Raw genomic sequence first — 21,563 nt, forward strand, 5'->3', positions numbered from 1 at the left:
AAGCGCCGATCGATATGTCTTTTTCTGCCCCATCCTCTCCATCCGACCCCCGCCGCCTCCGCCTCGCCATTCGGGGTGCGGTTCAGGGCGTGGGGTTCCGGCCCTTCGTGTACCGTCTGGCGACGGAGTTGCACCTGGCGGGGTGGGTGAATAATTCCGCGGCGGGGGTGTTCGTGGAAGTCGAGGGCGCCGCCGAGGTTCTGGACCGGTTCCGATATCGCATCGAAGCGGAAAAGCCGCCGCGATCGCAGATCCGGTCTTTGGAGGCGGTCTGGCTTCCTATTGTCGGCTATTCCGAGTTTGAAATCAAGGTTTCGGAGTCGGGCGATCGCCGTTCAAAATCGGCTGTGGTGCTGCCGGATCTGGCCACCTGCCCGGACTGCCTGCGGGACATTTTTGACCCCCAAAACCGCCGCTTCCGCTACCCGTTCACTAACTGCACGAACTGCGGACCCCGCTACAGTATCATCAAAACTCTGCCCTATGATCGCGGCAACACGACGATGGGCAAATTTCGGATGTGCCCGCAGTGCGAGACAGAGTACCGCGACCCCCGCGATCGCCGCTTTCACGCCCAGCCCAACGCCTGCCCGGTCTGCGGCCCGAAATTGCAGTTTTGGGACCGTCGGGGGGAAATTCTGGCCGAGGGCGATCGGGCGGTGTCGGCGGCGGCGGACGCCCTCCGCCGGGGCGAAATTGTCGCCCTCAAGGGGTTGGGCGGCTTTCAGTTGTTGGCGGACGCCCGAAATGCGGCGGCGCTGCGTCAACTGCGGATTCGCAAGCACAGACCCGACAAACCCTTCGCGGTGATGTATCCGAGTTGGGAACAGGTTCGCCGGGAGTGCCGCCTGTGGGATACTGAGCAGGAGTTGTTGCGATCGCCCGAATCTCCCGTGGTTCTGCTGTCGCGGCGATCCGGGGAATCTTCCATTTTGGCGGCGGAAGTCGCCCCGAATAACCCGAATTTGGGGGTGATGCTGCCCTACACCCCCCTCCACCATTTGCTGATGGCGGAATTGGGTTTTCCGGTGGTCGCCACTAGCGGCAATTTCTCCAACGAACCCATCTGCACGGAGGAGGGGGAGGCGTTGCAACGGCTGGGGCAAATCGCCGATCGCTTCCTGGTTCACGACCGCCCTATCGCCCGCCCGGTGGACGATTCGGTGGTTCGGGTGATTGGCGATCGCGTCACGGTCATCCGTCGGGCTAGGGGCTACGCGCCACTCCCCGCCGTCATTTGGCAGGAGAATAGCCACAATACCTTATCTGATTTTATTCTATCACAAGGGGCTTCCGATTGCAAATTATCCAAAATTTTGGCGGTCGGGGGACACTTAAAAAATACGGTCGCCGTGGCGTTGGAGGGGCAAGTTTTCCTGAGTCAACATATCGGAAATTTGGAGAATCCCCGGGCGATAGAAGCATTTAAAGAAGCAATAGAAAGCTTGAGTAAAATTTACGATTTCCGCCCGGATTGTATCGCCTGCGATGCCCACCCTGATTATTATTCGACGCAGTTCGCATATCAGTTATCGGCGGATATTTTTTATCGTGAAAATCGGGAAGTTCCGGTGATTCCGGTTCAACACCATTACGCCCATGTGTTATCTGCAATGGCGGAAAATCAACTGTCGCCGCCGGTGCTGGGGGTGGCTTGGGACGGGACGGGCTACGGCTTGGACGGGACGATTTGGGGGGGCGAGTTTCTGTTAATTTCGGATACCGATTTTGAGCGGGTCGGACATTGGCGGACGTTCCGACTTCCGGGGGGCGATAAGGCGGTGTTGGAACCGCGACGGGCGGCGGTGGGGCTGCTGTATGAATTGTGGGGCGATGAGCTTTTGGAAAGGGGGAATTTAAAATTATTGAAATCTTGGCGATCGCGGGATCTCAAGTTGATGCTGCAAATGCTGGGGCGGAATATCAATTCCCCGCAAACGTCGAGTGCGGGACGGCTGTTCGATGCGATCGCGGCTTGGGTGGGGCTGGGGGAGACAATCAGCTTTGAAGGGCAGGTGGCGATGGGGTTGGAATTCGCGATCGCCGATTTCGAGACGGATGAATTTTACCCGGTGGATGTTATCGAAAATTTCGACAGTTTCATCTTGGATTGGAAACCGATGGTTTTGGGAATTATCGCCGATTTGGATAATCAAATAGATGCCGGTTTTATTTCCGCGAAGTTTCACAACAGTTTGGCGGAGGCGATCGTATCGATGGCGGGGAGATTTCCGGGAATTCCGGTGGCGTTGACGGGGGGATGTTTCCAAAATCGTTATCTGTCGGAACGGACGATCGCCCGGTTGCGGTCTGGCGGGGTTGCGGTTTATTGCCATTCTCAAGTTCCCCCCAACGACGGCGGCTTGGCGGTGGGGCAGGCGATGGCGATCGCCCGGTTATCAAAAAAAGTGCTAAATTATAGGACGGATTAAAAGGGGTGCATCCCCAACCCCGGAAATACTCAGAGCGGATTGCAGTCAATGACACCTTCATCGTCCCCCATCCAACAATTGCACGATCGCCGTCCCCAGGAGGCGGACTGGCGGCTGATTTGGCGGCTGCGAGAATACGCGAAACGCCACAAAAAGTTATTGGCGATCGCGCTAATTTTGCTCGTCCCCCTGTCGCTGTGCGGGGCGATTCAACCGATTTTGATCGGACAGACGATCTCGCTGATCCGGGAAGAACCAACCTATCAATTTTTGGAGGGATTGTCCCTGTCGGCGGGGTTGAACTTGCTGGCATTTTTATTGTTGCTGACCATTTCCCTGCGGTTTATTTTGCAGGCGTTGCAGGGGTACGTCGTGCAGACGGTGGGGCAGAAAATGACCGCCGACATTCGGAATGATTTATTCGAGCACGTCACGTCTTTGGCGGTGCGATTTTTTGACCGGACTCCGGTGGGGAAATTGATCACCCGCCTGACCAGCGACGTGGATGCGCTGGGGGATGTCTTTTCCACGGGGGCGATCGGGATTATCAGCGATTTATTTTCTATCCTGGTCATCGCCGTCACCATGTTTACCATGCAGTGGAAATTGGCGTTGATGCTGGTGCTGTCGATCTTCCCGGTCACGGCGGTGATCGTCTATTTCCAACAACAATATCGCAAAGCAAATTATAAAGCCCGGGAGGAACTCTCCGATTTAAACGCCCAGCTTCAGGAGAACTTGATCGGCATCGGAGTCGTGCAATTATTTCGGCGGGAACGGTACAATACCGAGTTATTTCGGACGACGAATAACCGCTACGTCCAGGCCGTCGATCGCACCATTTTTTACGATTCCGCCGTATCGGCGACCCTGGAATGGATCGCCCTGGTCGCGATCGCGGCGGTGCTGTGGGTGGGGGGCCGGCAGGTGTTCGGCGGCGACCTGAGTTTCGGAGTCCTTTCCACCTTTATTTTATTCGCCCAGCGACTCTTCGATCCCCTGCGACAATTCGCCGACAAATTCACGGCAATTCAGGCGGGTTTGACGGCGATCGAGCGGATCGAAGGCATCCTCGGCGAACCCATCGAAATCCGCGATCCGGAAGCCGAAAATGCCGGCGTTTTGGCGACTCACACCTCCGATGCGGTGGGGGAAATTCGCTTTGAAAATGTCAATTTCGCCTACAAAAAGGATGAGTACGTCCTCCACAATTTAGACTTCACCATCCGTCCCGGCGAAAAAATCGCTTTGGTGGGGCCGACGGGCGCCGGAAAAAGTTCGATCATCCGCCTCCTCTGTCGCCTCTACGAAACCAGCCACGGGCGAATTTTGGTGGACGGCATCGACATCCGCGATTTGCGTCAGGCGGAGTTGAGGCGCCACGTCGGCGTGATTTTGCAGGACGGATTTTTGTTCGCCGGGGATGTCAAAAGTAATATCACTTTGGGTGAAAATTACTCGATGGAGGAAATCCGGGCGGCGGCGGAAAAAACGAATGTCGCCCAATTTATCGAGAATTTGCCCCAAGGCTACGATACCGAACTGCGGGAGCGGGGCACCAACCTTTCCACCGGTCAAAAACAGCTTTTGGCGTTCGCGAGGGTCGCCATCCGCAACCCGAAAATATTGGTGTTGGACGAAGCCACGGCGAATTTGGACGTGATGACAGAAGCCCTGATTCAGGAGGCCCTCGATCGCCTTTTGGAGGGCAAAACCGCCATCATCATCGCCCACCGCCTTTCGACCATCAAAAATGTCGATCGCATCCTCGTCTTGCAGCGGGGACACCTGGTGGAGTCCGGTTCCCACGAAGAACTGCTGCAGCGGGGGGGACTGTACGCCGGCCTCTACCAATTGCAGATGCTCGGCACCTGATCGGCTTTTATCTTTACATTACCCCCCCTTTTTTAAAGCGAATTTAGAAAAAGCATCAAATTTTGTTAAAATTTCGGGATGATCATCGATAGCAGCATTGAATATCTTGATTTTGGGTTATTTTACAGACATTGCCTGTGCGGCGATCGGCGGTGTCGCGATTCGGACTCGACCCCTCGGGAAGGGATGGGCGTCGAAGGGAATCGCGGATTTCCGTCCAACTTAAAGCCTATTCTAAAAGTCTCATTTTTCAAAAATTATAACCGGGGATGTTTGCTTAAAATGCTCGATTTAACAGTGGTCATTTGCACCTACAACGGTGCATCGCGTCTGCCCAACGTTCTGGAACGCTTACTCACCCAAGAAAAGACCGAAAATTTGAGTTGGGAAATTATCGTCGTCGATAATAACAGTACCGACCAGACCGCCGAAATCATCCGAAAGTATCAGGCTCGATTTTCCGAAATTGTCCCCCTCAAATATTGCTTTGAACCCCGCCAGGGATTAGCCTACGCCCGCCGTCGTGCCATTCGAGAAGTCCCTGGGGAATTGATCGGGTTTCTCGACGACGATAACTATCCCGATCCCAACTGGGTGGCGGCGGCCTGTGACTTCGGAAAAAAACACCCCCAAGCGGGAGGATATGGCGGCAGAATTCTCGGGAAGTACGACGAGCAGCCCCCCAAAAATTTTGAACGAATTGCCAGCTTGTTGGCGGTTTCCGATCGCGGGACGGAAGCCTTTCGCTACGACCTCCTCGACCGGTGGCTGTTCCCGGCGGGGGCGGGGATGGTCGTCCGCCGTCGGGCTTGGTTGGAATGCGTCCCGGACCGTCCCCAACTCAGCGGCGTTTCGGGTCAATCTCTCTCCAATAAAGGGGAGGATATCGAAACCCTGTCTTACCTCAGAAAAGCGGGGTGGCAAATTTGGCACAATCCCGACCTGATCATCGAGCACCACATTCCCAGCAGTCGCTTTCAAAAAGCCTATTTGTTAAAACTCTGTCATGGGGTCGGCTTGAGTCGCTTTGCCACCCGCACCGTTTACCGCCCCCGATGGCAACATTTCCTCGTCATTCTCGCCTATCTTATGGTCGATAGCTGCAAGCTGATTGCCTACTATTTTAAAACCCACAAATCTTTGAATCGGGATGTCATCGAGCAATGTCAGTTCGAGCTTTTACGGGGAAGTATTGTCAGCCCTTTTTATCATTATCGAAAAAGCTTTAACCGTGGCAAAGACTCAGTTTCAATCTCCCAGCAACTGTCTAAGTTACGAAACAACAATGAATTGATTTAATCATCGAATGTTACCGCCCATCTCTTTTTACATTCCCGCCCGCTATTTGCCGGCAGAAATTCCCGCCGATGTCGAAAGTAATTGGCCGGGATTTGGACTCGGCATTCACGCCTGGACGCTGCAAACCTATTTGCGTTTGAAAGCGGACGGTTTTCCCTGCCAACTGGTGACGGAAATGCCCTCGGAAGGGATCGTTCTCGCCCACCGAAACACCCTCCACCAGTACAAATATCGATTCCGACCGGGGAAAAATTTGTTGCTGATCTGCATCAAAGCGGACGGCGACCCGTACCCCTACGCCCAACTTCACGTCGTGCAGAACCTGCAAGAGATGCTGACGGTTCCCAACAGCTACTACATCCCCCACTGGACCCAACCGGGGTTGATTTCCCGCGATCGCCACCGGGGCGATCGCTTTGAAAATATCGGCTTTTTCGGACACCAAAATAACCTCGCCCCCGAACTGCTGGACCCCACTTGGGAGCGGCAGCTCAAGGAACTGGGTTTGAACTGGCGTCCGGCGATCAACTGCAACCACTGGTCCGACTACCGGGGCATCACGGTGCCCTGGAACGACTACTCCCAAATCGATGCCGTGGTCGCCGTCCGCAGTTTCGGCACCGAGAATTATTACCTTTACAAACCGGCGACAAAATTATATAATTGTTGGTTGGCGGGAGTGCCCGCAATTTTGGGTTGGGAATCGGCATTTCGCGCTGAGGGATGGTCGGATCGGGATTACTTGGAAGTGACTTCGCCATCGGAATTGATCGCCGCTTTAAAACGGTTGAAAGCCGATCGCGAATTGAGACATCGACTGGTTCAAAACGGCTGCGCCCAAACCCACCGCATCCGCACCGACGCGATCGCCTCAGAATGGCGCAAATTTCTGACCACCATCGCCGTCCCCGCCTGGGAAAATTGGCGCGTTCAATCCTTCTGGGAACAGCAGAAAAAATTGACCGCAGACTTTTTATCCTTCGCCATCGACAAGGGGCGATCGAAACTGAAAATTCCCAGTTTGGTGGGGAACCCATGAAACTCTATTACTACCGACGCCGGGACAACCTCCCCAACTTCGGGGACGAACTCAACGCCCAGTTGTGGTCCCACCTCCTCCCCGGTTTTTTCGACGGGGATGAAACGGAAATATTTGTGGGGTTCGGAACCTTATTAAATGACTTGCTTCCCGAACGGGTTAAAACTGCAAAACGGGTCATCTTTTTCAGCACCGGGGCGGGTTACGAAAGACCCCTGAAAGCGATCGCGCCCCACTGGGAAATTCACTGCGTCCGCGGCCCCCTTTCCGCCGGGATGCTCGGTTTACCTCCCCAAATGGCCGTCACTGACGGGGCAATATTGGTCCGGCATCTGTTTCAACCGGCCCCCAAAAAACGCGACTCTTTCGCCTTCATGCCCCACGTCCACCACGCCAACTTCGCCAAACCGGTTTGGCAGGAAATTTGCGATCGCCTCGGTTGGCGGTATATCGACCCCACCGACCCCGTGGAAACCGTCATTTCCGCCATTTCCGAAACCGAGGTGCTCTTAGCCGAGGCCATGCACGGGGCGATCGTTGCCGACGCCCTGCGGGTGCGGTGGATACCCGTCGTCACCAGCCCCAGAATTTTGGAATTCAAATGGCGGGACTGGTGTGGGTCCGTCGAGGTTCCCTACCGCCCCCGATATCTGCCCCCCCTGAGCCCCTATCCCCGCTACGGACGGGGCATCCGTTCCGGCATCGCCGCGAGTCGCCACTGGGGCAAGCATCTGCTGCAATTTCCGGTTTCGGATTCGGTGGCCGAGAATTTGTCGCAGATCGCCAAAAATACGCCCCCCCAACTGAGCTCGGACGCCCGTCTCGAACAATTATTGACCGAACTTGAAACCCGCTTGGAAGCATTAAAACGCCATTGATCGTAAATTCAGAAACCGATCCAGGGCGACGACCAGCGTCGGGGGCCAGCGCCGCACGTTGGCAACCCAATCGAGATCTTTGTAGCGGGGATCGAGTCCCACGACGGCCACCCAGTTGCTTTCGGCTTCTCCTACTTTTCCATTCTCCCACAAACAGGCAGTTAATGCCGCCCGCATATCGGCGAAATTGGGATATTTCCGAATCAAATTTTTGATAGTCCGAATGGCGTTTTCGGTTTGGCCGGTTTCGTACAGGGCGAGGGCATAATTAGCCCGGGCGAAGGCATAACCGGGATCGAGTTCGGTGGCTTTGGAATAGTCCGCGATCGCATTTTCCCACCGGCCCCGTCCGGCTTCGGCGTTGCCCCGGTTGTTGTAGGCGATGGCGTCGTCGGGAGTCAGTTCTAAGACTCGATTATAGTCGGCGATCGCGTCGTCCCAGCGTCCGAGTCCTTCGTAGGCGATGCCGCGATTTAAATAGGGGTCGGGGGCATCGGGGGCTAATTCAATGGCTCGGTTAAAATCTGCGATCGCCTCCTGTAGCAGGTTTTGGCTGACCCGGACGTTGCCCCGGTTGCTCCACATTGCCGGGTTGTCTGGATAGCGATCGATGATTTGACTCCAGTAGTCCTCAGCCCGGGCGAACTGCCCCGCCTGACTGGTGGAAAAGGCGCGATTCAGGAGTTCATCCAGGGTCAAATCTGACGTCGCCGCCCGAGCGATCGGACTCCACAGGAGGCACAATAATAGTATCAGAAGGGTAAGCAATAATTGGGGTTTTTTCATGGTTTTTAAAAGTTTTTGGCGGTGTGGCGATCGCGATCGAACTCAAATCGTCGTTGAAAGTCGGTTTCGCCATATAGATTAAAGCTGATGGTCGGTTCGGTTCCGATCGCTTCGACTTGATGAATTGCATCGGGCATCAAACAGAGAATGTCTCCCGGAGTTAAAAGTTCTTCTCCGACCCATTCGATGCGATCGGGATGGTCGGCGGTCGGCGATCGCCGCCAGAAGGTATTTTTTTCCTGCCCGCTCAACATCGCCACGACTCCCCAGGTGCCGTGATTGTGGATGGGTGAAACGCGATCGGGGGACCAAACGACTGTTTGAATTGTGATTGGAAATTCGGGTTCATTATAGAGCATCAAAACAGACCAGCCTGTAGCCGTATCGGGTGGTAAAAAATTATAGTGCAGCCACTCGGAACTGTTCAACAACTGCCGCACCAGGGGACGAATCAGGTGCAGTCGGGTTGGGTTGTCTTCGACTCCTATCAGCAGATCTTCTAAATCGGTGAGAAACCGATACAGCCGATAGGGACGCACCCACTGGCGATCGCTCTCGACCGCCTCGACTTCCACACATTGCCCGTCATCCATGACCAACCGATCTCGGTTTACCATAACTGTTCTACCCCGTCAACTGTTCTAGAAGGTGATCTGATCTGCGATCGTCGTCGCCGAAACTGATCAATTGCTCGATCTCACCTGAGTTTTGGCTGAGAAATTCTCAAACCCTCGATGACAGGGGCCTGACAACGCCAGGGTCGATCGCGCCTTGAAACCCGGAGATACCATCCCTGATTTTGTTTTACCTAATGCGATCGGTCAACCGATTAAAATTCAAGATATCTTGAAATCGGGTCCCGTGGTTCTGTCTTTTTATCGGGGCGGTTGGTGTCCCTACTGTAGTTTGGAATTGCGTGCATTGCAGCGATCGCTTCCCCTGTTTAAAACTTTCGGGGCAACTTTAGTTGCCCTGACTCCGGAAACTCCAAGTCATGCCCTTTCAACCCTGGAAAAGAAACAATTATCTTTTGAAATACTCAGTGATATTGGCAATGCGATCGCCCGGGAGTTTGGTTTGGTGTTTACTCTCCCCGAAAAACTCCGACCCATTTATCAAAAGTTGGGCATCGATCTGGAGGCGGCTAACGGAAATCAAACCTTTGAATTACCCATACCTGCAACTTATGTTGTCAATCAGGATGGGGTAATCGTCTATGCTTTTGTCGATCCCGATTATACAAAGCGATTGGAGTTTGAATGGAACTCAACGCTATGCCATCCCAGATGATGTGAACCCAGCCGACTATGGTTCAGTGGTGATTTGGTGTCGGGAATTTAATGTGACTATGGGTTACGCATCTATGGATGGCAGCACCGCAAACAATGCCAATCCCTGTGCGGGTGCCAATCCCTGTGCGGGTGCCAATCCCTGTGCGGGTAAATAAGGAAAAAAATCATCTATCCTTCCATTGTGATACATCCCTCTTTTTAATCCCGGATTTTGATCGTAAAGATTGCATCCTGGTTTGATGAAGAGGGATGGTTCAGTCCCATCCGATTATCCCCGAACAAAAGCCATTTTTGGTCAAAATTAGAGATAGATAAAAGGTGTTCAACCGAGTTCTCAATCCCCTATCGGATACCATAAGTTTTAAAAATAACTTATGGCATTAAAGTTTTAATATTTCTATCAAACTGGCTCCTTAACAAAACGAAATGTGTAAAAATAATTCTCAATTAGCCACGAAGTTGCGTCATTTCAGCGGTTCTGATAACATAATAGTCTCAGGCTTGGTGTGCGATCGCTCCAAACCCTCCCCCGAAACCCCTATATCTTCGTCAACAGGTGAATCAGTTTGTCGCAAAACCCGTTTCCGGAGACACGAATTTTGAAGGGGGGATTGTAAACTTATATTGCGGGATTTGACAAATCTGTCGCTTCATGCATTAGAACCGCGCCGGTGTCGCCGTTTCGGCGAGATTCACCAATTCGCGGGGAGTGGTGCGGAGATTGACGGGAATACGGGAAATGCGGAAGGGATTTTTCAGAAGGGCGGGTCTGGATACGATATCATCGTAAAGATACCCCGTCAGGTGATAGCCGGGAAGGTAGCGTTCCACCCGTCGCGTCAGGGCGCCGAAGGGATAGGCGATGTGGGCGCCGACGAGTTGGTTGCGATCGAGATCTCGGGTACATTCCCGCAATTTAGACTTCCCTTTTTCCAACTCCAACTGCAACGTCTGGGCATTCAGCCGCGCCAAATTTTGGTGAGAATAACCGTGGGATTGGATGTCGTAAAATCCATTTTTAAATCCGTACCGCAAATCCTCACAACTCATGTGGGGGACATATTCCGGGATATTGACTCCCATGTAAGCCGGATTGACAAAGACGACAATTTTGACTTTTTCTCGATAAATATACTCCAAATCCTTCAAAATCGGCAGCACATTTTCGTGAACTCCGGAATAACCGTCGTCAAAGGTGATCATCACCGGCTTTCGCCCCCGATACTCGGGCGGAATCGGTTTTGACTTTTGAATAAAATAGACGAATAAATCCTGGCTGGACAGGAACCAATAATCGTTCACCACCAGGTAATTGAGAAAATGATAGAGATTCCGTTTTTGGTAATCCGTACTCACCGGGGGACGCCGGGTCATCTGTTTGTCCGCATCGGTGGTATCGATAATGTCGTGAAACCCGAAAATCGGGACGCGAACCGAGGGAGATTTCGCCGCGGCGGATAGGGTCAGACTCAGAAGCAACAGCAGGACAGTGCGGAGGGAGGTGTGGGTTAAGAACGAAAGTAAGCGAAGGGAATTGCGAGATTTAGCCATGAACGTTCTATCACTGAAAGCATAACAGAATCCTACTATGGCTTCAGTATCCGTTCAGAAAGTTTTAAAAAAATTAACGATTCGCGCCCCACCTAGACCGGGATAGCTGGTTTTTTCTCAATCAAGATTGAGATTCCCACCAACCTCGCATTTTACCCGGATTCAACAACCCGTGGGGGTCGTACTTTTGTTTGAACTGCAATTGTCGCACGTCGATCGCTTTCATCCCCCCATCTTCTAAAATATAGGTGTGGGGATTGAAAATTATCGCCCCCCGTTCCTCGTGGTAGCGGATAATTTCATTCAGTCTCGCTTCGTCCGTAAAGCGGACAATTTGCAACCCCGACGGCCGCAGGTTTCCCCCCGACCTCACAAACTCCAAATGCGGGATCACTTCGTCCCCGAAATGATGGTAAAAATGTTCGACCAGTTTCAACTCCGGGTCCTCGGGAAATCCGGTTTGTAAATAGGTCAGAGACGAGTCGGAGCTGCGGGCGTGCAACGTGGTATGATTCCAGGTAAACTCGGCGATCGCCGTGCCTTTGGTCGCTTCTTGAGCCGATTTGTGATAGCAGATATCCCCCCCGAATTCTTTGACCAATTCTTGAAACGGCTCCCAACTGGGTTCGGCGACCATCAACAATGCCGCGTGTTTGCCCTGGGGAAGAATATCGCGAAAGGGGGCAAAATAAGACGGAATCGGCCAGGCGCAAATACAAACCAATTTTTTGATAATTCCGTCCGACCGGCCCAGGGCTTGACCGAATTTCGCCGATGTCATAAAATCGTCGAAGGTGACAATCAATTCCGCCCAGGGATAGGCCGGTGCGAGGGGGATTTCTAACTCGGTGATAATCCCATTCGTGCCGTAGGCGTGGTTGACATTTTGCACCTCATCCCCCCGCAATTCGACGATCTGCGGTTCGTCTTCCAGGGTGACGATGCGGACAGCGTGGAGGTTGCCGCGATCGCGCAATTGTCCGTAATTAATCGAACCGATGCCGCCGCTTCCACCGCCGATAAAACCGCCGATAGTCGCCATGCGGTAGGTGGAAGGAACCATCCGCAATTCCCACCCCATATCCCGGGCTTGTTTGTCGATCGCCACCAGTTTAACCCCCGGTTCCACCCAAGCAACACCCGGTTCGATGCGGCGAATTTGATTCATTTTTGACAGGTCTAAAATTACCCCACCTTCCAGGGGGACACACTGCCCATAATTGCCCGTTCCCGCCCCACGAACCGTGAGGGTAACTCGATGTTTGACACACAGTTGGGCAACTTTCAATACTTCCGCCTCCGAGGTGGGACGGACGACGACATCCCCAATTTTTTCCTGGAGAATTGATTGTAAAATCGGGCTGAAATGGTTGTAGTCCTGGGACAGTTTCGCCACCTGGGCGCGATCGCGGATCGTTTCGATATCGCCGAGTTCGGCACAAAATTCATCCCAGTTGCGGGGGTTGGCGGATGCGGTCATGGTTGCAGTTATTTTCAAGGAATCTCTGTCTATTCTATTTTATTTGAATCCATTTCGCAAGGTTTTCGCCGCCTCCAGGCGAGAGGTTTGTGCCATCAAGACACAACGTCCGAATAACTCCAAATCCAGCTTAATCAATTCCGGGATTTCGCTGCGGACAATGTCTTCGTAATCCGAACCCCGCAGGTGATAGAGATGAAATGTACCCTCTCGCCAGAACCAAACTTCGGGAATTTCGAGCGATCGGTAGCGGTGCAACTTGTCGGGGCCGCCGCTGGTCAAAACGACCTCGATCGCCAAATCCGGTCTATTTTTCAATTCGCCAAAACAGTAGGACTCATCCGGTTCGACGGCGACTTCCCCCTCCCGTTCTTGGGTAGTGGAACCGAGGGGATAAAATTCCGTTTCCGTTTCCAAACAAAACAACTCTATCAACATCCCTATGATAGTTTTAAAAAACTCGTGTTCCCGCCCCGGCATAATAATTTCGATGGTATTGTCCGAGTAAAACAGCCTCACCCGCCGCGACTCTGCGAAACCCGCCTGAATCAGTTTAAACTGTTCCCAGTTCAGACCGGAATGGATGATCCGCTGATCGGAAGATGGAGGATTTTCGAGTTTAGCTTGAGTCATGGTAAAATGCGATCGCGATCGTCCATTTATTATACTCTCCCCATCAATCCTCCGTGTCCTCTGTGCCTCTGTGGTTCATTCCCCAATTCCATCAAATTGCGATAAATTAATCTAAGGGTTCAGAATCAACTGGGAAAAATGTCCGAAGAACGGGTCTACTGGCTGGCGTGGTCGCAAATTTCGGGAATCGGCCCGATCGCACTGCAACGACTCCAGGAACAGTTCGGCACACTCAAAGCTGCCTGGGAAGCCCCCGCCGCCGAATTGCGTCGCGTGGAAGGGTTCGGAAAACAGACGGTGGAGAAAGTCGCCGGAGAGCGATCGCAACTCGAACCTGCCCAACTGTTCGAGAAACACCTGGAAAAAAACCCAAAATTCTGGACTCCCGCCGACGCCGACTATCCCCGTTTGCTGCTAGAAATTCCCTCCCCGCCGCCCATTGTGTACTACCGGGGCATCACGAACCCCGACGAAATTCAAGGGAAAATACCGACAATTGCGATCGTCGGCACCCGCAACCCCACCGAATACGGACGCCGCTGGACCCGCAAAATCAGCACCACCCTCACCCGCAGCGGATTCGCGATCGTCTCGGGCATGGCGGCGGGCATCGACACGGAAGCCCACCGCAGTTGTTTGGACGCGGGAGGGCGAACCCTCGCCGTTTTGGGGACGGGGGTTGACATCGCCTACCCCAAGGAAAATCGACCCCTTTGCGAACGGGTGATGGAGTCGGGTTTATTAATCAGTGAATTTCCCAGCGGAACCAAACCGAACGCCCGCAATTTTCCCCGCCGCAACCGCATCATCGCCGGGTTGAGTCGGGCGGTATTTGTAATGGAAGCCCCGCAGCGATCGGGTGCTCTAATTACCGCCCACATCGCCAACGATTTTTGTCGGGATGTCTACGTTTTGCCGGGACGTTTGGACGATGAAAAATCCCACGGCTGTCTGAAGTTAATTGACGGCGGGGCGGGGGTAATTCCGGTGGATCTCGACCAGCTTTTGGAACAGTTGGGGGCGATTCCGCAGTTGGATGTCCCCGTCCAATTGCCTTTGTTTGAACCGGAACCGCCGCCGAAATCGGAACCGGAACGGCCGAATTTGGCGCCGGAGTTGTTGAAGATATTGGATGCGATCGCGCCCGAACCGACGCCTTTCGATCTGATTGTGGAACAGTCTGGGATGGATGCGGGGACGGTTTCGGGTCTTTTATTACAGTTGGAATTGTTGGGGTTTGTGACGCAGCTTCCGGGGATGAGGTATGAGCGAAAGTGATTGATCGATTTTTTTTTGGGCGTGATGTGTTTTTTTGGCAACCAGAGACGGTTGCCCCCACAGTTGGGTTGAATCAAATTTGATTAAATACCCGGAGAAAGCTGGTTATATATCCGCACCGCTTGTGAATCAATTCCCCGAGGGCGCAAGCCAGGGGCCCCTACCAGCCAAAATCCTCTGAAGAGGATTGGAAAGATTATGCGGTAAAATAATCGAATATTATACGATAATTTACTTTAATTTATTTTTTATTTAACGATCTTCGATATCAAAAGAACCGAGCTGTTGTTCCGCCAATTCTAAAAACTGTATGGCGCGATTGATTTGCTCTTCTGCTTCTTTATTGGTGACGGAATTTAAGCCCCCGTAATCTCCGGAATTTCGCAAATTCTGAGCTTCAATTAAAAAACGATGAAATGGCACGGGAATTCTGCCAGTATTGGCAAAATCTCGACCGAAAGCGGAAATCACGGCCGAATGTTTGGAAAAAGACATCCCCTCCCCTTCCAAAAAAGCTTCGGCAATATAAAACATTGCATAATAGGCGCGAGATGCCGCATAATCTGGAAATCCATTATTCAATAAAACTTGAGCCGCATTTAAACTTTGTCGCGCTTTCAAGCATAATTCCAGTTGATCTTCAGTCATGTCTCAATTAAACTTAGAGTAAAATACCTTCTTTTCGGATATTCCTCAATAAAGGCCCTTGACGGTTTAAAAAATAATCTTCTTCCATGAAGATGCAATTGATCACTTCATCATGTTGCAAAGATAAATCGGCGATAATTTGACCCGTTCGTTTGACTTCTGTCCCGACTTGAACGGTGCCTTTGAGTACGACTAAGACATCAATATCCGAACCGGATTCCGCGTCTCCTCTGGCTTGGGAACCGAATAAAATTAAAGTGACCAGGCGACTTTGATAAAGTTTCTCGAATTCGGTTTTGAGTTTTTTCAGGATATTAACAATCTCATTGTTCATTTTTTCTCCATCTGCCAATTGTATATAACTCGGGCAACCAGAGACGGTTGCCCCCACCGTTTGACTTGTATCAGATCCGGTTTTTCCCTCCTGAAACCTCCTCAATCATCTGAATATGATTTTGCCTGGTAGGGGCGCGAGGCTTGCGCCCTCGGGGAATTGATTTCCAAGGGGTCTTGATATCCAACCCGTTTTGTTCCGAGCATTCAAGTGGATTGGATATTACTGCCCGATCGCCAACCGTTCTCGCAGGATAAATTCAGCTACTCGCAAATCCACCGGAGTCGTCACTTTTAAGTTAGTTTCTTCCCCCTCGACGATGCGGACGGGCAGATCGCAGCGTTCAAATAAAGCAGCGTCGTCCGTCACATCCCATCCCAAATGACGCCCCTTTTCGTGGCATTCTTTAAGCAACTGCACCTCGAACCCCTGGGGCGTCTGGGCGGCCCACAACTGGGCGCGATCGGGGGTATCTTCAATTAAGTTGTAGTTCCCCACCACTTTGATCGTATCCTTGACGGGGACCGCCGCGATCAGGCCGGGACACGATCGCAACACCTGCGAACAGCGATCGAACAAAGCGGGGGTGGCCAGACAGCGGGCGCCGTCGTGGATCAAAACGCGATCGGCTTCCGGGGGCAGGGCTTGCAGGCCGTTGTAGACGGACTCCTGGCGGGTTTTGCCCCCCTCGACGAACTCGACGGGGATATCCAAGGAAACCTGAGATGCGATCGCCTCGAAGTCGGGAAAATCGGCCTTTTGCCCGATAATTCCGATCCAAATAATCGATTCAGAGGCCCCGGCGGCGGTCAGAGTCCACCCCAGGAGAGATTTGTCCAGCAACTTCAGTAACAATTTGTTGCGATCGGCGCCCATACGCCGTCCGCTTCCGGCGGCGGGAATCAGTAAATGCATAATTGGGTCGTCAGTTTTGAGTCCGTGATAATATCTTCATTTAGAATTAAGCTGATAAGTAGATTAACTCTATAAAGATGAGAATACTAGCCCTTGTCCCAGGCGGGATTGGCGACCAAATTTTGTTCTTCCCCACCCTGGACGACTTGAAGCAGGCTTACCCCGAAGCCCAAATTTCCGTCGTCGTGGAACCGAGGGCGAAAGGCGCTTACCGGGTTTGCAAGTCGGTTTCGGAAGTCATCCCCTACGATTTCAAAGGCCAAAATTCCCTGGCCGACTGGGGTAATTTTATCGGCATCGTGCGCGATCGCGAGTACGATGTGGTCATCTCCCTCGGCCAGCGGTGGACGGTGGGCCTGCTACTGTGGCTGACGGGGATTCCCAACCGCGTCGGCTACGCGGGCAGCAGCGGGGAGATGTTCCTCACGGATGCCGTCCCCCTGAAGGCGGAACAGTACGCCGCCCAGATGTATCACGACCTGTTGCAGGGGTTGGACATCATCACCCCCTTCGCGGGACTAGCCATCAACGTCCCCAAATCCGACCTGACTTGGGCCGATCGCGAACAGGAACGCCTCGGCGTCAAGGAGAGCGGCTACATCCTCATCCACGGCGGTTCGAGTCGTCTCGCCCTCAGCAAGGGCATCGACAAGATCTATCCCGTCGAAAGCTGGCAGGCCATCATTCAGGATATCCAACAGCGGCAGCCCAATTTGCCCGTCGTCGTGGTCAAGGGACCCGAGGATGAGGAATTGATCGCGGAACTCACGAGCCGCTGTCCCCAGGTGAAGGTGACGGAACCGGAAGATATCGGCAAACTCGCCGCCCTCATCGCCGCGGCTAACCTGATGGTGTGCACCGACAGCGCCCCCATGCATCTGGCTGTCGCCGTGGGCACTTACACCATCGCCCTGTTCGGCCCCACCGATCCCCGCAGGTTGCTCCCCGCCAGCGAACGGGCGATCGCGGTCAAGTCCAAAACGGGCAATATGGCCGACATTTCCCCGGATGAGGTGTTGAAGCGCATCTGGGGCAACTGAGTTTCCGTCAATGGGCAGGCGCGGAGGCACTGCCCCTACAATTTGGCGGGCTTCTGTTCTTCCACCGAATGGGCGATCGCGAAACCCTCCGTTCGGGTGAGGCTCATGGCGTGCGATCGCCCCTATCCTGAATATAGAAAAAGTCTTGCTGAATAACTTGCGAGTTCTCAGCTATTGCTCTCACAACCCTGTGCTGTGCCCTTCCCCGAGAAGGGTGCATTTTTTTTTGGGGAATAGGGAGTAGGGAATAGGGAATCGGGAATTTTTGACTTTCGATATAACAGTAAGCCATCAGCCCTTCGACAAGCTCAGGACAGGCTTTGGGCAATCAGCCCTTCGACAAGCTCAGGACGGACTCGCGTCAAATTCCCATCCGTCAGGGCTTTGGGAGTTCGGTCATGTCCTGACCGACTCTCGTAGTGCTATATCAGATCGGGTTATCCCCTCCTTCAACCTCCCCAATCATCGACCGATGATTTGATCGGGTAGGGGCGCGACGGCTTGCGCCCTCGGGGAATTGATTCCCAAGCCGTGTTCTCGGTTGGACATAGATTGTCCTCACCACCTCAGCGGTTGCCATACAAACTCCCCAATCATCGATCGATGATTTGAGCAGTTTCTTCAATTATCAATTATCAATTATCAATTATCAATTATCCATATATTCGCCGCACCACCCCGGCCAGACGCTTCATCCCTTCCGCAATTTCCTCGTCTGTCGCCGTCAGGCTGATGCGGAGGCACTGCTGTTTGTGGGGCCACTCCTGTTTCAAACCGGGGAAAAATGAATTGCCCGGGACGACAATCACACCGACTTTTTTCAATTCCTGATACAATTCCCGATCGCTGATGGGCAGATCTTGGAACCAAATCCAGGCGAAAATCGCCCCTTCGCCGCGGTGCAAAAACCAGGGCAAATCAGCGGGCATAGCCGCGTCCAACGTGGCTTCCAACACGGTAAATTTATGTTGGTAGTGGGGGCGGATCACCTCCGCCGAAATATCCGCCAGGGCCCCCGATCCGATCGCCCGCGCCGCGATCGCTTGTCCGTAGCGGGGGGAGTGGATGCAGGCGTTGGTTTGAAAGGCTTCCAACACTTGAATGATAGTTTCATTTCCGATCGCAATTCCCAACCGTTCCCCGGGAAGTCCGGCTTTGGAGAGGCTGATGCAGTGGACGATATTCTCGCCAAATACCGGTGTCATGTCCGTATAATTGAGGGCTGGAAAGGGCGGGGCATAGGCGGAATCGACGAACACGGGCACATCGTGGGGGGCGGCGAGGGCGGCGATTTTTTCAACTTCTTCCTGGGTGAGGACGTTGCCCGTGGGGTTGCAGGGGCGGGAAAAGATGACGCAACCGGTATTGTCATCGATCGCCAGTTGGCTGAAGTCGGGGCGATACTTGAACCGGTGGGCGGCGGCATCGATTTCCAGGGTGGGTTGGTAGGCGAACACCGCTTCCGGGATCAAACTCACGCCGCCGTAGCCGGTATAGTCCGGGCTCAGGGGGAGGACGATTTGTTTGAGTTGTCCGTCGGTGGTGTAGCCCCCGAAGGCGTTGGCGGCGTAGAAGTAGATGGACTGACTGCCGGGGGTGACGAGGACGTTGCGATCGCTCAAATTTAACCCGTAGCGGGAGTTAAAATCTTCTACGATCACGTCGATGAACGGCTGGTAGCCCTGACTCGAACCGTAGCGGCACACCACTTCCCCGTATTCCGGACTCGACAGGAGTTGTTCAGTGCACTCCCGCCACAACTGTTCCACCTCGGGCAGCAGGACGGGGTTTCCGGCACTCAAATTGATAAATTCTTGGCCTTTCCCCGATCGCAGGGTTTCGATAATATCTTTCATAATCGCTCGCACTCCCGTCAATCGGGACATACGATCGCCAAACTGAGTCAGGGCAGGATTCATAGCGCGATCACCTAAAGGTTAACCTCCGATAAATTTTAACCAGACCGGGGGACACTCGGGAAGGAACAGTGCCAGTTTTGATTTTGTCTCACTCTCGTTGGCGACAACTCCATTCGGCTGTACCCGACTCCAGACTTGAAAATTTTCATTATCTCTTCAAAAAATTGGGTCAAAAACCTCCCCCTGTTGAGGGGTGAGGAAAAAATTTCTCTCTCCTCTCTCCTCAAGAAGTCATACTTTTGACTTTTAACTTTTGACTTTTGACTTGTAAACGGGGGATGAGTTGGAAAACCCGGAAATCTTAAATTGTCCCGCTTTCCACCCGTCCCCCGCTCGAAATGAATGGCAAATGTCGGCAAATTTACCATCCGTAATTTAACGGGAATACCGTCGCTGACAGCGTTCAAAGGCGGGTAAATGATTGTTTTGAGATGCGTCTCGCAACCGTTCCAATGTCAGACGGATATCCGGTTGGCTGACATTCACTAAAAGGCGATCGTACAGTTCCTTATTTTCAATTTCCGATTGTACCCCGGCTTCGCAGGCGGCGAGCAAACTTTCCGGCGCCGCCACCTTTCCCGCGTAGGAGTCTTCCGGGACGGGCAAACCATATTGGACAAACAGATTTGCCACCATTTCGGCGTGTCGAGTTTCGGCGTTTATGATATTACTAAAAGGCCGAATTTCCCCGAAGCGATCGATGGTGGCTTGATAGAATGCCCGGGCTTTGTACTCGTCCGCGATCGCCTCTTTTAAAGCCTGTTCTTCTTCGGGTTTGAGGGGAGAAGCACTGAATCCCGCCCCGGCAAAAACCATCGCCAAAAACAGAGATAGAGAAAGAATTGGAATTTGGAAATTGATTTTCATGGCTCTCAACTGAATTTTTGAGAAAAACAGGGTAGTACAGGCATCTTGCCTGTACCCCAAAACTAAACATTACCGGCGATTTCTTTCCACTCCAAAACCACGGGAATCGGAACGGCGATCGCACAGTTTTTATCCCCGGCGATCGCTACATTCAGTTCGAGTCCCTCGGTTTTCGAGAGTTGCGGCAAAATCTCCGTCAAATTGTACTGTCCGACATTGGGCGCCGGTGCCTTTTCCGCGAACTCGTCGATCCCCTCAAAAACCGTCCCCCGAGATGTGGTTATTTTCAAGGGTTGGGGGTGGGCAACTTCGGCGGCATCGGGAAACCCCACCAGCCGCAAATTGACATTCTCAACCTCGCCATTTTTGATCCGCTTGAACAGAATCAACTGCCAGGAACTCCCCGTATTGTCTCTGAGGGTATGGCGAGATTGATAGAGCATCTGTCCGGGGGCTTCTTGCTGCTCCCGAATGGCGGCGATCGCGGGTTCGGGAGTCCCAACAATCAGCAGCAGCGGCAGGATAATTAACAACAAAATCGAGATAATTTTCCTGGCTTTCATTCAGTTCTCCTCTAACGCGGCTTTCAGTTCGGGAATAAACACCGCATACATCCCCCGCAAATCCCCTTCTTTGAAATCGAACGCCAAATCCTGGGGATACTTATTCTTCACGAACTCCGGGCGGCTCTCTTTTGCCCCGTGACAGCCGAGGCAACTGGCTTCCACATTGATGCGGCGGTAGTAGCGGATTCCCGGTTGCCCGTCCAGGGTTTCCGGCTCCCAGAAGCCCATCAATTCGGGATTTTGTTCAAATTTAGCCAGCGCCATTTTAGAATGTAAATTGTCGGGTTCGTGGGCCGGGTTGCGGTATTTATTGGCGATCTGTTTGACTTTCCATCCGTTTTCTTGGCTGAGTTTTTTGGCTTGCATCCCCACGGGTTTGCAGACTTCTTTAAACGTCTGTCCGGTGGGGGGTTCGGTCCGTCCTTCCAGGGTGGACGCCAAACCCGACCGCAGTCCGTCCAGATTTTCAATTTCCTGGACGGCTTTGGCCAGTTCCCCGGGATCGACGGCGGCATGAGCCGGGGCGGGGAGACTCCCCAGGAGGAAGGCGGCGGCTAACAGCCCGAACATCCATCGATACAGTGGTTTCAGCATAATCGTGTCCCGTTAATCATTATTCAACTAATCAGTTATAAAGTTATTTTAAATCGTCGCCCTTGTCAACCCCCCCCCGAGGGGAAAATGGGTCGGGTCGGCGGTTCGGGGCTGAAGCCCGACGACGAACGGCCCTG

General features: G+C 53.0%; 21 protein-coding genes. 9 read left to right on the plus strand and 12 right to left on the minus strand.

All coding sequences use genetic code 11. The annotated features are described in order from the left end of the window. Positions 1-14 precede the first annotated feature (14 nt). The 5 genes from hypF (at position 15) to AC0QHF_RS24700 (ending at position 7,523) form a co-directional block, all read left to right on the plus strand. Positions 15-2,432, plus strand: a complete 2,418-nt coding sequence (hypF, locus tag AC0QHF_RS24680; protein ID WP_324706921.1) for a carbamoyltransferase HypF — start codon at positions 15-17, stop codon at positions 2,430-2,432. A gap of 48 nt (positions 2,433-2,480) precedes the next feature. After that, positions 2,481-4,307, plus strand: coding sequence for an ABC transporter ATP-binding protein (locus AC0QHF_RS24685; protein WP_324706922.1), 1,827 nt, complete (start codon positions 2,481-2,483; stop codon positions 4,305-4,307). Between the two features lie 282 nt (positions 4,308-4,589). Beyond that, entirely contained in the window at positions 4,590-5,606 is a 1,017-nt protein-coding gene (gene hpsE, locus AC0QHF_RS24690) for a hormogonium polysaccharide biosynthesis glycosyltransferase HpsE (protein ID WP_324706923.1), read from the plus strand. Between the two features lie 7 nt (positions 5,607-5,613). Next, positions 5,614-6,645: a hypothetical protein gene (locus tag AC0QHF_RS24695; protein WP_324706924.1), complete on the plus strand. Its 1,032-nt coding sequence runs from the start codon at positions 5,614-5,616 to the stop codon at positions 6,643-6,645. Continuing rightward, a complete protein-coding gene (locus AC0QHF_RS24700; protein WP_324706925.1) occupies positions 6,642-7,523 on the plus strand; it encodes a polysaccharide pyruvyl transferase family protein in 882 nt (293 codons plus the stop codon). Before AC0QHF_RS24695 ends, AC0QHF_RS24700 begins: the two co-directional genes overlap by 4 nt. On the opposite strand, the gene AC0QHF_RS24705 is transcribed toward AC0QHF_RS24700, so the two are convergent. Continuing rightward, a complete protein-coding gene (locus AC0QHF_RS24705) occupies positions 7,509-8,309 on the minus strand; it encodes a tetratricopeptide repeat protein (protein WP_324706926.1) in 801 nt (266 codons plus the stop codon). The genes AC0QHF_RS24700 and AC0QHF_RS24705 overlap by 15 nt on opposite strands. 5 nt (positions 8,310-8,314) lie before the next feature. Further along, entirely contained in the window at positions 8,315-8,926 is a 612-nt protein-coding gene (locus AC0QHF_RS24710; protein ID WP_324706927.1) for a cysteine dioxygenase family protein, read from the minus strand. Between the two features lie 154 nt (positions 8,927-9,080). Here AC0QHF_RS24710 and AC0QHF_RS24715 point away from each other — a divergent pair, with 154 nt between their 5' ends. Both AC0QHF_RS24715 and AC0QHF_RS24720 read left to right on the plus strand, forming a co-directional pair. Next, positions 9,081-9,599: a peroxiredoxin-like family protein gene (locus tag AC0QHF_RS24715; protein ID WP_324706928.1), complete on the plus strand. Its 519-nt coding sequence runs from the start codon at positions 9,081-9,083 to the stop codon at positions 9,597-9,599. Continuing rightward, a complete protein-coding gene (locus AC0QHF_RS24720) occupies positions 9,526-9,756 on the plus strand; it encodes a DM13 domain-containing protein (protein ID WP_324706930.1) in 231 nt (76 codons plus the stop codon). The genes AC0QHF_RS24715 and AC0QHF_RS24720 overlap by 74 nt, the downstream gene beginning before the upstream one ends. Positions 9,757-10,258: 502 nt before the next feature. Here the strand turns inward: AC0QHF_RS24720 and AC0QHF_RS24725 are convergent. The 3 genes from AC0QHF_RS24725 to AC0QHF_RS24735 all read right to left on the minus strand — a co-directional run bounded on the left by AC0QHF_RS24725 (position 10,259) and on the right by AC0QHF_RS24735 (position 13,265). Beyond that, a complete protein-coding gene (locus AC0QHF_RS24725) occupies positions 10,259-11,152 on the minus strand; it encodes a polysaccharide deacetylase family protein (RefSeq protein WP_324706931.1) in 894 nt (297 codons plus the stop codon). A 121-nt stretch (positions 11,153-11,273) separates the two neighbouring features. Beyond that, a complete protein-coding gene (locus tag AC0QHF_RS24730) occupies positions 11,274-12,632 on the minus strand; it encodes an FAD-binding oxidoreductase (RefSeq protein ID WP_324706932.1) in 1,359 nt (452 codons plus the stop codon). A gap of 39 nt (positions 12,633-12,671) precedes the next feature. After that, complete coding sequence (locus AC0QHF_RS24735) at positions 12,672-13,265, minus strand: Uma2 family endonuclease (RefSeq protein ID WP_324706933.1); 594 nt, start codon at positions 13,263-13,265, stop codon at positions 12,672-12,674. 138 nt (positions 13,266-13,403) lie between these two features. Between AC0QHF_RS24735 and dprA the strand changes: the two genes are divergently transcribed. After that, positions 13,404-14,543, plus strand: coding sequence for a DNA-processing protein DprA (dprA, locus tag AC0QHF_RS24740; RefSeq protein WP_324706934.1), 1,140 nt, complete (start codon positions 13,404-13,406; stop codon positions 14,541-14,543). Between the two features lie 252 nt (positions 14,544-14,795). Here dprA and AC0QHF_RS24745 read toward each other — a convergent pair whose 3' ends face one another. The 3 genes from AC0QHF_RS24745 to ispD all read right to left on the minus strand — a co-directional run bounded on the left by AC0QHF_RS24745 (position 14,796) and on the right by ispD (position 16,440). Beyond that, positions 14,796-15,191 carry a HEPN domain-containing protein gene (locus tag AC0QHF_RS24745; protein ID WP_324706935.1) on the minus strand — a complete coding sequence of 132 codons (396 nt, stop codon included), beginning with the start codon at positions 15,189-15,191 and terminating at the stop codon, positions 14,796-14,798. 13 nt (positions 15,192-15,204) lie between these two features. Further along, a complete protein-coding gene (locus AC0QHF_RS24750) occupies positions 15,205-15,525 on the minus strand; it encodes a nucleotidyltransferase domain-containing protein (RefSeq protein WP_324706936.1) in 321 nt (106 codons plus the stop codon). Positions 15,526-15,747: 222 nt separating this feature from the next. Further along, positions 15,748-16,440 (minus strand): 2-C-methyl-D-erythritol 4-phosphate cytidylyltransferase, encoded by a 693-nt coding sequence (gene ispD / locus AC0QHF_RS24755; protein WP_324706937.1) that lies wholly within the window; start codon positions 16,438-16,440, stop codon positions 15,748-15,750. 77 nt (positions 16,441-16,517) lie between these two features. Here ispD and AC0QHF_RS24760 point away from each other — a divergent pair, with 77 nt between their 5' ends. Next, complete coding sequence (locus AC0QHF_RS24760; protein WP_324706938.1) at positions 16,518-17,480, plus strand: glycosyltransferase family 9 protein; 963 nt, start codon at positions 16,518-16,520, stop codon at positions 17,478-17,480. Positions 17,481-18,133: 653 nt separating this feature from the next. Here AC0QHF_RS24760 and AC0QHF_RS24765 read toward each other — a convergent pair. From AC0QHF_RS24765 to AC0QHF_RS24780, 4 genes are all read right to left on the minus strand, one after another. Next, positions 18,134-19,399, minus strand: coding sequence for a valine--pyruvate transaminase (locus tag AC0QHF_RS24765; RefSeq protein WP_324706939.1), 1,266 nt, complete (start codon positions 19,397-19,399; stop codon positions 18,134-18,136). Between the two features lie 375 nt (positions 19,400-19,774). Further along, positions 19,775-20,266 (minus strand): ferritin-like domain-containing protein, encoded by a 492-nt coding sequence (locus AC0QHF_RS24770; protein WP_324706940.1) that lies wholly within the window; start codon positions 20,264-20,266, stop codon positions 19,775-19,777. A 62-nt stretch (positions 20,267-20,328) separates the two neighbouring features. Further along, entirely contained in the window at positions 20,329-20,829 is a 501-nt protein-coding gene (locus tag AC0QHF_RS24775; protein ID WP_324706941.1) for a DUF3122 domain-containing protein, read from the minus strand. Next, positions 20,830-21,426 (minus strand): Tll0287-like domain-containing protein, encoded by a 597-nt coding sequence (locus tag AC0QHF_RS24780; RefSeq protein ID WP_324706942.1) that lies wholly within the window; start codon positions 21,424-21,426, stop codon positions 20,830-20,832. Between the last annotated feature and the right edge of the window lie 137 nt (positions 21,427-21,563).

The organism is Lyngbya sp. CCY1209, assembly GCF_055795065.1.